This is a genomic window from Flavihumibacter solisilvae (assembly GCF_000814475.1).
GTDB lineage: Bacteria > Bacteroidota > Bacteroidia > Chitinophagales > Chitinophagaceae > Flavihumibacter > Flavihumibacter solisilvae.
On record NZ_JSVC01000042.1, the window covers coordinates 1 to 13,381 of the forward strand.

Annotated in this window: 14 protein-coding genes; 9 read left to right on the plus strand and 5 right to left on the minus strand. The window is 47.2% G+C overall.

Annotated features, from left to right (window positions below; translation table 11 throughout):
- On the plus strand, positions 1 to 520 hold a 520-nt coding region (locus OI18_RS24770; protein WP_039144285.1), incomplete at its 5' end, for a hypothetical protein.
- Here the strand turns inward: OI18_RS24770 and OI18_RS22430 are convergent.
- Positions 509 to 1,132, minus strand: coding sequence for a trimeric intracellular cation channel family protein (locus OI18_RS22430; RefSeq protein ID WP_039144288.1), 624 nt, complete (start codon positions 1,130 to 1,132; stop codon positions 509 to 511). The genes OI18_RS24770 and OI18_RS22430 overlap by 12 nt on opposite strands.
- Positions 1,133 to 1,172: 40 nt before the next feature.
- Between OI18_RS22430 and OI18_RS22435 the strand changes: the two genes are divergently transcribed.
- Entirely contained in the window at positions 1,173 to 1,973 is an 801-nt protein-coding gene (locus tag OI18_RS22435) for a glycerophosphodiester phosphodiesterase (RefSeq protein ID WP_160290284.1), read from the plus strand.
- Positions 1,974 to 1,978: 5 nt separating this feature from the next.
- Here OI18_RS22435 and OI18_RS22440 read toward each other — a convergent pair whose 3' ends face one another.
- Positions 1,979 to 3,298 (minus strand): vanadium-dependent haloperoxidase, encoded by a 1,320-nt coding sequence (locus OI18_RS22440; RefSeq protein ID WP_160290285.1) that lies wholly within the window; start codon positions 3,296 to 3,298, stop codon positions 1,979 to 1,981.
- Positions 3,299 to 3,421: 123 nt separating this feature from the next.
- Positions 3,422 to 4,210: a helix-turn-helix domain-containing protein gene (locus tag OI18_RS22445; RefSeq protein ID WP_160290286.1), complete on the minus strand. Its 789-nt coding sequence runs from the start codon at positions 4,208 to 4,210 to the stop codon at positions 3,422 to 3,424.
- 190 nt (positions 4,211 to 4,400) lie between these two features.
- Here OI18_RS22445 and ahr point away from each other — a divergent pair, with 190 nt between their 5' ends.
- From ahr to metQ, 6 genes are all read left to right on the plus strand, one after another.
- The gene (ahr, locus tag OI18_RS22450; RefSeq protein WP_039144293.1) at positions 4,401 to 5,420 is read left to right on the plus strand and encodes an NADPH-dependent aldehyde reductase Ahr; all 1,020 of its coding nucleotides are present in this window, start codon (positions 4,401 to 4,403) and stop codon (positions 5,418 to 5,420) included.
- Positions 5,421 to 5,438: 18 nt separating this feature from the next.
- The gene (locus tag OI18_RS22455) at positions 5,439 to 6,101 is read left to right on the plus strand and encodes an NADPH-dependent FMN reductase (protein WP_052273496.1); all 663 of its coding nucleotides are present in this window, start codon (positions 5,439 to 5,441) and stop codon (positions 6,099 to 6,101) included.
- A gap of 272 nt (positions 6,102 to 6,373) precedes the next feature.
- A complete protein-coding gene (locus tag OI18_RS22460; RefSeq protein WP_052273497.1) occupies positions 6,374 to 7,366 on the plus strand; it encodes an EamA family transporter in 993 nt (330 codons plus the stop codon).
- The gene (locus tag OI18_RS22465; protein ID WP_039144295.1) at positions 7,363 to 8,391 is read left to right on the plus strand and encodes a methionine ABC transporter ATP-binding protein; all 1,029 of its coding nucleotides are present in this window, start codon (positions 7,363 to 7,365) and stop codon (positions 8,389 to 8,391) included. The genes OI18_RS22460 and OI18_RS22465 overlap by 4 nt, the downstream gene beginning before the upstream one ends.
- Positions 8,384 to 9,040 carry a methionine ABC transporter permease MetI gene (metI, locus tag OI18_RS22470; RefSeq protein ID WP_039144297.1) on the plus strand — a complete coding sequence of 219 codons (657 nt, stop codon included), beginning with the start codon at positions 8,384 to 8,386 and terminating at the stop codon, positions 9,038 to 9,040. The genes OI18_RS22465 and metI overlap by 8 nt, the downstream gene beginning before the upstream one ends.
- Positions 9,041 to 9,053: 13 nt before the next feature.
- Positions 9,054 to 9,857, plus strand: a complete 804-nt coding sequence (metQ, locus tag OI18_RS22475) for a methionine ABC transporter substrate-binding lipoprotein MetQ (protein ID WP_039144299.1) — start codon at positions 9,054 to 9,056, stop codon at positions 9,855 to 9,857.
- Positions 9,858 to 9,864: 7 nt separating this feature from the next.
- Here the strand turns inward: metQ and OI18_RS22480 are convergent, their stop codons facing one another.
- Both OI18_RS22480 and OI18_RS22485 read right to left on the minus strand, forming a co-directional pair.
- Positions 9,865 to 11,064 (minus strand): MFS transporter, encoded by a 1,200-nt coding sequence (locus OI18_RS22480; RefSeq protein ID WP_052273498.1) that lies wholly within the window; start codon positions 11,062 to 11,064, stop codon positions 9,865 to 9,867.
- A gap of 4 nt (positions 11,065 to 11,068) precedes the next feature.
- The gene (locus OI18_RS22485) at positions 11,069 to 12,232 is read right to left on the minus strand and encodes an alkene reductase (RefSeq protein ID WP_205410096.1); all 1,164 of its coding nucleotides are present in this window, start codon (positions 12,230 to 12,232) and stop codon (positions 11,069 to 11,071) included.
- A 98-nt stretch (positions 12,233 to 12,330) separates the two neighbouring features.
- On the opposite strand from OI18_RS22485, the gene OI18_RS22490 reads away from it, so the two are divergent.
- Positions 12,331 to 13,230, plus strand: coding sequence for a LysR family transcriptional regulator (locus OI18_RS22490; protein ID WP_039144301.1), 900 nt, complete (start codon positions 12,331 to 12,333; stop codon positions 13,228 to 13,230).
- Positions 13,231 to 13,381: the final 151 nt, after the last annotated feature.

A 13,381-nucleotide genomic window follows, 5' to 3' on the forward strand; every position in this document is an offset into this window, starting at 1 on the left:
GTCCCTTGTCAGTATCATTTTGTACAATCTTTATCAGCAGAAGAAAGCAGAAAAATTACAGTCCGCTTTCGAAAATGCTGCCGCCAGCTTCCGTCTCACGCTTACGGAACAAAACATTGTCGGTAAGCTTGCCATAGGTTTTGATAAAACGAGGAAGAAGCTTTTATTCCTTGCGATGGATGGCAGCAGGAAAACCCTGCATTTTGTTAACCTCCGCGAAATAAAAAGCTGCATGGTCGTTAAAACCTATGCACTGCTTAAGCGGAGCAGGGTTTCCTTAAATGAAATTATTCAGACCGTCGGTTTGCAATTCAATTATCATGATGCGGGTAAAACCCTTGTTCTTCCTTTTTATAACAAGGAAACCGATGCAACAAATGAAATGATGGCAAGAGCGGAATTCGCTGAATATTGGCAGAAGCTGCTTTCAGGTAGTTTGTCTAAGTATAATGGCGAATTTGCGGCCAGGCCAAAGGCTTTTCCCAGTCATAAATTTTTTTATGATGCTTCACTTAAGTGATGGTGAAGGCAGGTTCCAGTGATACCTGAGTGCCAGTGTACGTAATGTAAAGCAAGTAACCAGGGCTACGAGGGAAGTCAATTCGCTTGACATCCAGTTGGAATAATCTCCCAGCACTACAATTACAGCGGCTATCAATGCTGCAGATGCATAAATTTCCTTTTCCAGGATTATGGGAACGCGGTTAAGCAGGACATCCCGCAAAACACCGCCGCCCACAGCGGTGGTAATGCCCAGCAGAATGGCTACTTCCCCGTTGTGGCCATAAGCAAGTGCTTTTTGTGCGCCAGTTACTGCGAACAAGGCCAGGCCAACATTATCGAAAAACAGTACCGGTCGCTTCAGCCGCTGTACAATAGGATATAAGCCTACTGTCAGTCCGGTTGCAAACATCGACACCGCCAGGAACTGCCAGTTCTTTAAACCTGCGGGCGGAATTGCCCCGATGCAAAGATCGCGGATAATGCCCCCGCCACAGGCAACTGTAAACGCAAGCGCCGCGATCCCAAAAAGGTCAAGGCCGCGTTGCCTGGCTGCGACAGCCCCGCTTATTGCAAATGCAAAACAACCTGCCAGTTCCAGGAAATAGTAAAGTGAGTGTAGTTTTTCCATCCGTATAATTCCGCATAAATTTAACTACATGTACTTGCTTATGAAAAGTTATTCGACATTTATTCTTGCTGCATGTGTACTCCTGCTGCATGCACAGCTGTCATCGGCACAGCAGTCGGACCCGATAAAAGACTTCCGGTTGATAGCCCACCGCGGCGGAGTGGTAGATAGCACTGCTGAGGAGAACAGCATGCAGGCGCTTGAAAAAGCTGCCGCCCACGGGTACTGGATGGTGGAAATCGATGTCCGCCTGACAAAGGATGGTACGTTGATCACGCATCACGACAATACGTTCAAACGCTCTTTTGGTGTTGATTCTTCAGTGTCCTCCATGAACTGGTCGGGTATCAGTAAGTTGAGGAATGCGAAAGGATACCGCGTGCTGCTCCTCGAAGAAGTGCTGAAGTTCTGTAAAGGTAAACTGGGTGTTATGATCGACAATAAGATCCGGGGGAATGATACAGCGATTTGGGCGCGGCTGATCACGTTGCTGAAAAAATACGAACTGTATGATTCAGCTTTGATGATCGGCACGGATGAGTCAACTGGTTACTTCACCGGAAAAATCAGGCTGAGCTGTACCCGGCAGCAGCTTGAAGACAACATGCGTAAACCTGGCTACAAGCCTGCGAATTATTATCTTTTTTCCGGGAATATCACAAAGGATGAATCTATATGGGCTCGTGGTCACGGCATCCTGGCCATTGGCGTCGTTAACGCCTGGTCTTTCCGCGACGGTGACGTAATGGCGAAAGCCCGGGCACAGGTGGAATCACTGATAGCTGCCGGAGTGGATTGTTTCCAGGTCGATTCTGTTTTTGAACCATTGTTCACCCGGTAAGGGCCTTATTTTTTAAACCGCAGCTTCTTCGTGATGTTCTTTCCAATCTTCACTCCCTGCTCGCAGCCCTTTTCACAGGAATAGCGGTAATGAATGCCGGCATACACGCGGGAATCACCGATCTCTTTTGCCAACTCATCAAAAGAATTATAAGAACGTGGCGCCATGCCGAGATAGTCATAAGTGTGATCGGTAAAATGATAATTGTTTCCGAAAAAACCTTTGAGTACTTCTGTAAACGATCCGGCAATGGTGGAATGTCCGGAAGGGAAATCAGGAAATGGCGGCGTGTCGAACAAAGTATTCCATTCGGGATGACCCAATACCTCCCTTATATACATTATGGGCCGCTGCTGGTTGTGTTGGAATTTTGCGCGCCAGCATCCAATGCCTGCATCTACACAGGCAATACCGGTCTTTGCAAAAACGATTGCGGCAAAATCAAGTTTCGGTTTCTCCTGTTCCAGTACCTGTTTTAAGATCGACAAATAATGCCCATCGCCGAAGCCAGGCTTATCACGATAAAATAATGCCAGTGCAGTTTGATCAGCAGTTAGATTTTGTGAAATCTCATATACCTCTTTTGCCATCCGGTAATACTTCGAAGTAGGGTCGGTGGAATACTCCGGCGGAGCATCCGGGACAGTACCATCTAAACTGCCTGCAACGAATAACCGGTTGTTTCCCCAATAAGGCCCGAAAGCCGGCGCAAAAGCAGGAGGCGTAGGTGCCCAGAGACCGGGACCCTTGGTCGGAATAAATGCTGCATTGGCGCTGTCAGCCCCATCTGTTTTTGACCAGGCGAATATCAATTGCGCAACCGCTCTGCCATATTGGATGGAGCGTTGAAATACTTCCTCGCCTGCTTCCATTTTATACACCACATTCAGCTTGTTTTCCAGCGAATCCATCGCCGCATTATTGACCTCAGAAGCATTTGGGAAAAAGTCGCGGTTCATCGCCGCTAATGCCGCATTCGCACAGGTCGGCCAGTGATAGGCCAAACCCGGAACTGTTCGGGGCATTGCAGGCATATCAGTTAGTTGTCCATACAATGAAATATAAGCAGGCATCCCGGGTACCACCGCTTCATACAATGCGATGCCGGTATAGGCAAAAGGCCGTGACGGGGGCAGTCCGCCGATAAAAGGCGAACTGGTACGCATCAGTTCAAGTTGCATGTCGATCCACCTTGTGACTACATCCGACGTATATGCATCAGCCGGAAACGAGCTACTTACTTTGCTCCGGGTTTGAGCCTGTACTGAAAAAACAGGAACCAGGGCAATGAACAATAAAACTGCAGACAAAATTTGCTTTTTCATAAACAGGGTTTTCAATGATGAAATCAATTTATGACCGGCCACAAAGGTTTTTAATAAAATTAAATTCATTCCTTCCCAGAGGCCTGTTTATAAAGTTCAATTTACTGTCAGAAAAGTTCAATCTCATGATGGCCGGGAGACTTCATTTTCCTTGCGGTATTTTAATGGAGAAAGGCCAAAACGCTTCTTAAATAGATGACTGAAATGTGTGCTGTTTTCAAACCCGCTTTCAAAAGAAATATCATTTACCGGTTTGTCGGTACTGATAAGAAGATGGTATGCATGATTCAGTTTATGCTCCTGCAGCCAGTGGCCCGGTGTGATTTTATACAACAGGATAAAATGTCGTTTAAAAGAAGATAAACTGAGGTTGAGCAGTTTTGCATAATCCTGCAGGGAAAGATTATAAAGACAGTTAGCTTCCATCACTTGCTGAAAGGATTCGTACTGCGGTGATAGAAGATGGGTGAGATAGTTTTTCAACTCTCCGTTCTCTGGATTATCCAGGATGTTCAATAATAATTCACGGAATTTTAGTTCAAGCAGATTTTCAGAAGGTTTTGTATCCGAATAGAAATAGGGAATGAGTGAATCAAAGAAAGCGGTCATGATGCTGGTGACCTGCAGTGGGATCAGCAATTCATTTTTTGGCGGCTCTGTCCAACGGGCATGGCTCAATGTATTATTTTCCTGCATAAAAGTCTGCAGGTAAGAATCAGGTAGAAAAAAAGTCATGATGCAGAGTGGTTCTTCAAAAAACTTTTCGACGATGCAGGCACCTTTCTTTACAAAAAAAGCATCGCCGCTGCGCATCAGCCATGAATGACCGGGAGTGTGAAATGCTTTTTTCCCACTTAAGATATACTGGATAAAATTATGCTGAGACCAACTATCCTGTTTGTTTACCTCCATTGGACATTTATAATGAACAAACAGGAGCTCCCGGCAAGTAAGCTGGTTATAAATTTCCGGGCGGGATTTTACTCTTTCGAAATAGTTAAACACGCAGTGGAAATTGTCAATTAAAGTTACCATTTTTTGGCGGGGAATGGGGACATCACAGTCTTTGATGCATGCTATACCTTTGTCAAAAATCACCTGTATGTCAATCGTCAAAGCCTGGGCTGCTTTTGAAAAGAATGGCAAACTGGAACCATTCACATTTGACCTGCCGCCCATTACCGATGAGGAAGTAGAAATAGAAGTGGAACATTGCGGAATCTGTTATTCCGACCTCGGCGTGATCAGGAATGAACTTGGGTTCACGACCTATCCACTTGTCCCGGGGCATGAAGTAACAGGGCGTATAGCGGCACTGGGAAGCATCGCCGCGAATAAAGGATTGCGCATTGGACAAAAAGTGGGACTTGGCTGGTTCAAATTCAGCTGCGGACATTGTGATCCCTGCCTGCAGGGTCAACAAAACCTTTGTACTTCAATCCAGGGCACCATCCTGGGTAACCATGGAGGTTGGGCAGAACGGGTGAGGACTCATTGGATCTGGGCCATTCCCATTCCTGGCGAATTGGACGCACGCGATGCGGGACCTTTAATGTGTGCCGGTATTACAGTTTTTGCTCCCCTGCTGGAATTCGGAGTCAGGCCCACCGACCACATTGGCATTATAGGTATTGGTGGTTTGGGCCACCTCGCAGTAAAGTTTGCCAGTGCCTGGGGAGCCCGTGTCACCGCCTTTTCGTCCAGCACGTCCAAGTATGATGACATTAAAAAGTTGGGTGCTGATGATATTGTCTCCAGCCGTGACTCATCGCAGTGGGGCAAGCTGAAAGGAAAGCTTGATTTTATCCTGGTTACTGTTACTGCTTCGATGGAATGGGATAAAATCATTTCACTGCTGGCACCGAATGGCAGGTTGCATTTCGTTGGCATAATTCCTGAGCCCATCCCGGTTTCAGTTCTTTCCCTGCTGATACCGCAAGCCTCGGTGTCATCATCGCCCGGTGGCTCCCGGCCTGTCCTGGATAAAATGCTCCGCTTTGCTGCACTTCATGGTATTAGTCCAATAACGGAACATTGGCCGATGAGCAAGGTTAACGAAGCCATTTCTAATTTTGAAGCCGGCAAATCAACTTACAGAATCGTCCTCGATGCAGATTTTTAAACCAATAATTCCAGTAATATGCCACAACCTGACCAGATGTCACACGGAGAGCCTATTCGCTTTTTGATGTTTTCCGCTTCACTACGAAAAGAGTCGCTGAATACAAGCCTGGTAAAACTAGCCGGCAGCATTATCGAGAAAGCTGGCGGCGTGGTGGACCATGCTACCATGAATGATTTTGACTGCCCGTCCTACAACCAGGATGAGGAAGCAGAATCTGGTATGCCCGGAGGAGCACAGGAATTTAAAAAGCGACTTGAGGCATGCCATGCCTTTATCATTTCTTCGCCTGAGTATAATGGTTCGATGCCCGGACTGCTGAAAAATGCGATCGATTGGGTATCACGCTTCCGGCCACAGCCATTCAATGAAAAACATGCTTTGCTCATGTCTGCATCACCCTCGATGGTTGGCGGTAATCGAGGCTTGTGGTCATTAAGAATTCCACTGGAAAGATTGGGCGCCCGTGTTTTTCCAGACATGTTTTCCCTGGCAAGTGCCCACCATGCTTTTAATGAAGCGGGACGTTTGGCCGATGAAAAACTGGAAAAGATGTTTGAAGATAACCTGTCGGATTTCATGAACCTCGTGGAAGCCGCCAGTCATTATCCATGCATGAAGAAACACTGGATTGAATTCTTAGGTGAAAAGCCGGACCCGGTTACCGAAAGATCGGAATAATAGCACATGCCCGCACTACATTAAGCTTTCATTAACTCTACTATTTATCTAGGGAATTGAAAATATGTGCTACATTCGCACCCAATGAATATTAATTCTAACAAATACTACATCATCAGCAAGGCTTCAAATAAGATGTCTTGTTGCATGCATATGTCCTTAGGCATAAGTAGTATCTGGTAGCGTCAGGAATATTAAACAGAATCTGAAAAAGTCCACCGATACATGTCGGTGGACTTTTTTTTTAAACACAAGCTTAAAAACAGGAAACAATGGGTAGTATTAAAAACAGTAGCTGGCTGGTTCCACTCGCATTTTTCAACATCTATGTAATCTGGGGATTGACCTTTATAGCCATTTCATTTGGCTTACATGGATTTCCGCCTTTCATACTTGCAGGCTTCCGGTTTTTTGCAGCAGGTTTATTGATGTTCGGTTACCTGCTGGTGAAGGGTGAAAGGGCCAATTCGCTGCTAAACTGGCGTAAGAACGCAGTTGCAGGAATATTGATCCTGACCGCCGGTACCGGGCTTGTAGGCTGGGGAGAACAATACGTCACCGCGTCCGAAGCGGCTATTGCCATTGCAACAGGGCCTTTCTGGTTCATTGCCCTTGACAGGAAAAACTGGAGAAAATACTTTTCCGACAAATGGATCCCGATAGGACTTCTGCTGGGATTTTTAGGATTGATCCTGTTTTTGGGAGGAAGCGTTACTTCTCACAACAGCCATAATGCAACACCTCCTTCTTTACGAGTTGTCGCTTTTATCGTGCTGGCGTTGACCTCGGTTGCCTGGGTTTTGGGTTCACTGTATTCAAAAAACAATCCTGCAGGTCATTCGACATTCATGAACATTTCACAACAGCTCATTGCGGCTGGAGTGGCTTCGTTCCTGGTTGCTCTTTTGAGAAATGAGTGGAGCGGTTTTTCCTTTACTAACATTCCGGCATCTGCCTGGTTAGGACTATTGTTCCTTGTTTTCTTCGGCTCTGTGATTGCTTATATTTCTTATATCTGGTTGCTTTCAGTGAGGCCTGCGGCATTGGTCAGCACCCATACGTACATCAACCCGATCGTAACGGTTATTGCGGGACTGGTTATTGGCAATGAAGTCATAAACCGCAACCAGCTGCTCGGGCTGTTTATCATCCTGGCTGGTGTATTCCTGACCAACGTAACCAGGTATTTCAAACTGTCAAACCGTTCCAAGGTAAAAATAAGACGAACCGTAAGGGGCTTAACCTATTCAATTCAAACCAAATGATAGCTATAAAGAACATCTCGAAAACATTTCGCCAGGAAAAGAAAGTTTTCAAGGCTCTTGATGATGTGAGCCTGGAAATAGAGCAGGGCGATATTGTAGGCATTATTGGCTTTTCGGGAGCAGGAAAAAGCACATTGATACGTTCTGTAAATCTCCTTGAGAAACCTGATGAGGGACAAATTATCGTAAACGGGAAAGACCTGGCGAAATTAAGCAGCAGCGAATTAGCGAAAGAACGCAAGAAAATAGGGATGATTTTCCAGCACTTCAATTTGCTTTCCTCAAGAACAGTTTTCGACAATGTGGCTTTGCCATTGGAACTGGACAACGCAGGCAAAGCAGAGATCAGTAAAAAAGTAAATGAACTTTTGAAAGTCGTCGGGCTGGAGGATAAAGCAAACGAATACCCGAAAAGTCTTTCGGGCGGACAAAAACAGCGTGTAGCCATTGCCCGGGCCCTGGCAAACGATCCTTACCTCTTGCTTTGCGATGAAGCAACGAGTGCATTGGACCCCGTTACAACGCAGTCGATTTTACAACTGCTGAAGGACATCAATCAAAGACTGGGCATAACCATTTTGCTGATAACCCACGAAATGGACGTAATAAAGGCAATCTGCAATCATGTTGCCGTAATAGACAAAGGGAGACTTGTGGTGAAAGGCAGCCTGGAAGAGGTCCTTTCCGACCGCGAGCACCCTATCATTAAACAATTTTCAATTTCTAAAACAGTGAACATTCCGCAATCAATAAGCAGCACGCTAAAACGGGAACCCGAGGCAGGATTATTTCCGCTGGTGGAAGTAGAACTAAACGGGAATATTTTATTCGAAAAGCTATTGTCGGTGATATACAGCGATTACAAAATTCCGTACAAACTCATCACGGCAGATGTGGAGTACCTGGGCAAAGCCAGTTTCGGGAAACTGCTGTTGCACCTGCAGGGCAGTCCGGTCGAAAACGAAAAAGCCATCCGGTATTTTAATAAGAATAACATTCAAAACACGATAAAAGGGTATGCTTGACGAATCAACAGTTTCATTGCTTTTTAAAGGACTTGGCGAAACAGTTTATATGACCTTCGTTTCGGGGTTCTTTGGTTTTCTATTGGGCCTGCCGGTGGGAATAGTTTTGTTTCTCACCAGGAAAGGGCAACTCCTGGAGAACCGTTCTTACAACCGCAGTTTATCGGTGCTGGTAAATGTATTCCGTTCCATTCCGTTTATCATCCTGATCGTTTGGCTGATCCCATTTACCAGGGCGATGGTAGGCACTTCCATTGGCGTAAATGCGGCACTGGTTCCGCTGAGTATTGGTTCCGCGCCGTTCATTGCCCGGCTGGTAGAAAACAGCTTGCTAGAAGTGCCTGCCGGCCTGGTAGAAACGGCAAGGGCATTGGGTGCTGGCCCAATTCAGGTTACCAGGAAAGTATTACTTCCCGAAGCCCTGCCTTCACTTATCAATAATGCTAGCATTACCCTGATAACCCTGGTCGGTTATTCTGCAATGGGCGGGGCAGTTGGTGCAGGTGGACTGGGACAGGTAGGCTATCAATACGGCTATGTCGGTTACAATGCTTTTATCATGAATACGGTTTTGATCTTATTGATTGCCTTGGTGTTCCTGATCCAGTTTTTGGGCGACAGGCTTTCGAAGAAATTTAATCACAGGTAAAACAAACTGAAAAATGAAAATAGGACTCTTAGGTTTAGTTGCTGCCGGGTTATTCCTCGGCGCATGTGGAAATTCCAGGAAAAATGATCCGAACTACCTCAGGGTTGGGATTGCTGCGGGACTGGAACAGGAAATAGCTGAAGCTGCCAAAAAGGAAGCGAAAGAAAAGTATAGCCTTGAAGTGGAATTGGTTTCGTTCAATGATTATGTAATTCCGAACGAAGCCCTGAATAATGGCGAAATTGATGTCAACGCTTTTCAGCATGTTCCGTATTTGCAGGAACAATCCAGGCAAAGAGGGTATAAACTGGCAGTGGTCGGAAATACTTTCGTGTACCCTATTGTAGCGTATTCTAAAAAAATTAAAAGTATATCCGAACTCAAAGACGGCAGCACGATTGTAATTCCCAACGACCCGACCAATGGCGGACGTTCTTTACTGCTGCTGGAGAAAAACGGTTTGCTCAAGCTGAAAAGCAATGTCGGTTTATTGCCCAAAGTAACCGACATCCTTGAAAATCCCAGGCAGCTGAAAATCCTTGAGATAGAAGCGCCGCAATTACCGGCGGTATTGGACGACAAGCAGGTAGCCATTGCCATTATCAACAACAATTTTGCGGCACAGGCGGGATTAAACGCAGATGAACAGGGCGTTTTGAAAGAAGACAAAGAATCGCCTTATGTGAATGTAATTGTGGCAAGGGAAGACAATAAGGACCTGGAAAAAGTGAAAAAATTCGTTGAAGCCTATCAATCAGAAGCCGTTGAAAAAGCAGCCGAAAAGGCCTTTAAAGGCGGAGCGGTGAAAGGCTGGTAAGTGCCCATCAGCCTTTCCGGCTGATACGGGCGCTGAACAGCGTTACCAGGATGGCGAGTAAAACAAACAGCGCGCCCACCCATGGAGTTGCTCCGATACCGAGCGGGGACACAACGGTGAGTCCGCCCACATAAGCTCCTATGGCAATACCCAGGTTAAAGGCCGCGATGTTGAATGCAGAAGCAACGTCTTCCGTACCGGGCAGGTGCTTTTCAGCGGTCTGTACCACGAAGAGCTGGAGCCCCGGGACGTTTGCAAACGACAGCGCGCCCATCACAAAAAGTGTGATGATCCCCGCTGCAACATAGTGAGCGGTATAGGTAAAGATCAGGAGCACAACAGCCTGCAGCGCGAACATCCATAACAGTGCCTTGAGTGGATTACGATTGGAAACCTTACCGCCTACAAGATTCCCGATGGCTATAGCAATGCCATACAGCAAAAGGATTACGCTTACTAGTGACTGTGAAAGGCCGGTCACCTGTTCAAGGATCGGCGACAGGTAGGTGAAGGCAACAAAAGTACCGCCATAGCCGAGCGCCGTCATCAGGAAAGCCAGTAACAGTCGTTTGTTGGAAACCACTTTCTGCAGTGATTTCAGGGAGGTGGTCGCGTCGTTCTTCAGGTTGGCTGGCACCAGTATGGTACTGGCCACCAGACCGACAACGCCCAGTAATGACACCCCGATAAAGGTTGCTCGCCAGCCGAAGTGCTGGCCAATGAACGTGCCAAGCGGTACACCGGTAACAATGGCGACAGTCAGTCCCGCAAACATGATGGAAATAGCAGAGGCCCGTTTTTCCGCCGGCACCAGGGCTGCAGCAATCGTTGACCCGATGGAGAAAAATACGCCGTGTGCAAACCCCGTGATGATCCTCGCAAAAACAAGTGTCGCAAAACCCGGTGCAACTGATGCAAGCCCGTTTCCAACAATAAATAAAGCCATCAGGGAAACCAGCAGCTGCTTCCGCGGGATCCTGGCTGTTAACGCGGTCAGTATAGGTGCGCCGATGGCAACACCGATGGCATAGAGGCTGACGAGCAGCCCCGCTGAAGGAATGGAGATTGCCATATCGCTCGCTACCGTTGGCAGTAAACCCACGATCACAAATTCGGTTGTGCCTATGGCAAAGGCGCTTATGGTGAGTGCCCACAAAGCCGCAGGCAGGCTTAGGGATCTTCGTCCCGTTATGGTTAAAGTGTTCATGATTTTAATTTTTACTGTAGACTTCGTAATCGATATATCCCTTCTCACCGCCACCGTAATGCAGGCTGCGGTCGGGAATGGTTAAGGGCCAGTTGTTTTGCAGGCGGACGACCAGGTCGGGGTTGGCAATAAACGGTTCGCCGAAACCGACCAGGTCAACTATCCCTTCCCGTAAGTAAGTGTTTGCTTTTTCCTTGCTCATTCCACCGGCCAGGATGATAATACCGTCATACCATGTCCTGAACCTGGCGAGGAATCCATCGGGCAATGCATAGCTGCCGCGTGATTGCTGGTCCATGATGTGGATGTAGGCGATCTTTCTTTTGGCCAGTTCAGTAGCCAGGTATTGATATGTCGGCTCGATCTCCTCATAATGCGGCAATTCATGGAGTCCGCCATAAGGGGTTAGCCTGATTGCCACTTTATCGGCACCGATGGTTTCGATAGCGGCATCAACGATCTCCAGCAGAAAGCGACTCCTGTTTTCGATGCTGCCGCCATATTGATCAGTCCGCGTGTTAATAACTGGATTGAGGAACTGCTCTATGAGATACCCATTGGCGCCGTGCAATTCGACACCGTCAAATCCAGCTTTAATGGCGTTCCCCGCAGCGATAGCGAAATCACGGGCTATTTCACCGACTTCCCCTGTTGCCAGGGCGCGGGGTTTTGAGGCGGTAACAAAACTTTCCTTGCCTTCTTCATCATAGCCCCAGGCGAAAGAATTGGCTGCCTGGATCTCTGAAGGACCGACCGGCTGAATGCCATCGGGCTGGATGCTGATATGTGACACCCGTCCTACATGCCAGAGCTGGGCAAAGATCCTGCTGCCTGCTGCGTGCACGGCTTCGGTTACTTTCCGCCATCCATCAACCTGTTCGCTGGTATAAAGACCGGGAATGTGCAGTACCCCTGCAGAAGTCGGGGAAATGGCAACGCCCTCCGTAACTACCAGTCCTGCACCGTTTGATCCGCTGCGCTGGCGATAATATGTAGCATTCATGCTATTGGGAACGCCGTTCGGATTGCGTGCCCTTGTCATTGGGGCCATAACTATCCTGTTGGCGAGTGTGAACCCGCCTTTTGCAAATTGTTCAAACAACATGTTATATTTTTTTAGTGAATGGTTGTCCCACAAGTCAGTATTTCCAGGTTTCCTGTATTCCATTTTGAGTGTTTTTCTGTTTGTGGACACAAAATTCACCCATTCGTATGCATCAGGCAAATAACATAACTTATACCTTTGCATAATAATTATAATAGACTATGACGATTAACCTTGAATGGCTGCGGACCTTTAAGGCCATCTACGACACGGGCACGCTGACCAGTGCCGCGGAATCCCTGTACATCTCACAACCTGGTGTGAGCCTGCACCTGAATTCCCTGGAAGCGTTCACGGGGTACAAGCTTTTTGACCGGTCAGCCAAGCGAATGGTGCCCACAGAAAGAGGGAAAGCGCTGTATAATTTCATCCTGGAGCCATTGGAGAAAATGCAGGCGGTAGAGCAATTATTCGGCCGGAGCTCAAAGGCGGACCGAACGACCATAAGTGTGGGAATGTGTTTCGAGACCTTCCAGTACACCCTGGAGGAGCATATTTCGAAGTTGCCCTTCAACCTCATCATCAAATTTGGTGATTACCCTGAGATGCAGCATGACCTCGACAAGGGCGTGCTGGACCTGATCGTGACGCCGCAGAAGGGTGAGCAGAAAAACCTCGAGTACCAGCCATTTTCAAAAGAGAAGATCGTTCTGGTGAGCGGTTCGAAGCTGGATGACAAACCATTCCTGGGTTTTGTCAGCAAAGGCAAGATTAAAGAAGCCGCGGACTGGCTGAAGCAGCAGACCTGGTACAGTACGGCGGCAGATATGGAACACCTGAAAAGATTCTGGCAGTTGAACTTCAAGTACCATATCGACTTCAAACCGAACTACATTGTGCCCAATATAAGTTCCATTGTACGCTGTCTGCGGAACGGGGAAGGCGTATCCGTGATCCCCGATTTTCTCTGCCGCGACGAGATCCGTTCCGGTGAGCTTAAATTACTTTGGGAAGGGAACAACGTAATTGAGAATACGCTGTACTTCGGAACACGGAAGAAAACTATTTACACTGATGAAGTGAACCAGCTCAAACAGATTTTTTCGAAGAAGATGGGGTAGATTGACTTTGTAATTTAAATATCCACATATGCGACTGACTTTATTCCCGCTTTATATTGGAGTTTGCTTATTTATTTCATGTAATTCGGGAGAAAACAAAGCTTCGGCTGAAACCTGCTACAGGTATGAAGGAACTAACGACACCATTTCG

Excerpts from the sequence above, each read along its gene's own strand:
- OI18_RS22430 (WP_039144288.1), bottom strand. The coding sequence starts at position 1,132 with ATGGAAAAACTACACTCACTTTACTATTTCCTGGAACTGGCAGGTTGT.
- OI18_RS22435 (WP_160290284.1), top strand. The coding sequence starts at position 1,173 with ATGAAAAGTTATTCGACATTTATTCTTGCTGCATGTGTACTCCTGCTG.
- OI18_RS22440 (WP_160290285.1), bottom strand. The coding sequence starts at position 3,298 with ATGAAAAAGCAAATTTTGTCTGCAGTTTTATTGTTCATTGCCCTGGTT.
- OI18_RS22445 (WP_160290286.1), bottom strand. The coding sequence starts at position 4,210 with ATGGAGGTAAACAAACAGGATAGTTGGTCTCAGCATAATTTTATCCAG.
- ahr (WP_039144293.1), top strand. The coding sequence starts at position 4,401 with ATGTCAATCGTCAAAGCCTGGGCTGCTTTTGAAAAGAATGGCAAACTG.
- OI18_RS22455 (WP_052273496.1), top strand. The coding sequence starts at position 5,439 with ATGCCACAACCTGACCAGATGTCACACGGAGAGCCTATTCGCTTTTTG.
- OI18_RS22460 (WP_052273497.1), top strand. The coding sequence starts at position 6,374 with ATGGGTAGTATTAAAAACAGTAGCTGGCTGGTTCCACTCGCATTTTTC.
- OI18_RS22465 (WP_039144295.1), top strand. The coding sequence starts at position 7,363 with ATGATAGCTATAAAGAACATCTCGAAAACATTTCGCCAGGAAAAGAAA.
- metI (WP_039144297.1), top strand. The coding sequence starts at position 8,384 with ATGCTTGACGAATCAACAGTTTCATTGCTTTTTAAAGGACTTGGCGAA.
- metQ (WP_039144299.1), top strand. The coding sequence starts at position 9,054 with ATGAAAATAGGACTCTTAGGTTTAGTTGCTGCCGGGTTATTCCTCGGC.
- OI18_RS22480 (WP_052273498.1), bottom strand. The coding sequence starts at position 11,064 with ATGAACACTTTAACCATAACGGGACGAAGATCCCTAAGCCTGCCTGCG.
- OI18_RS22485 (WP_205410096.1), bottom strand. The coding sequence starts at position 12,232 with ATGGAATACAGGAAACCTGGAAATACTGACTTGTGGGACAACCATTCA.
- OI18_RS22490 (WP_039144301.1), top strand. The coding sequence starts at position 12,331 with ATGACGATTAACCTTGAATGGCTGCGGACCTTTAAGGCCATCTACGAC.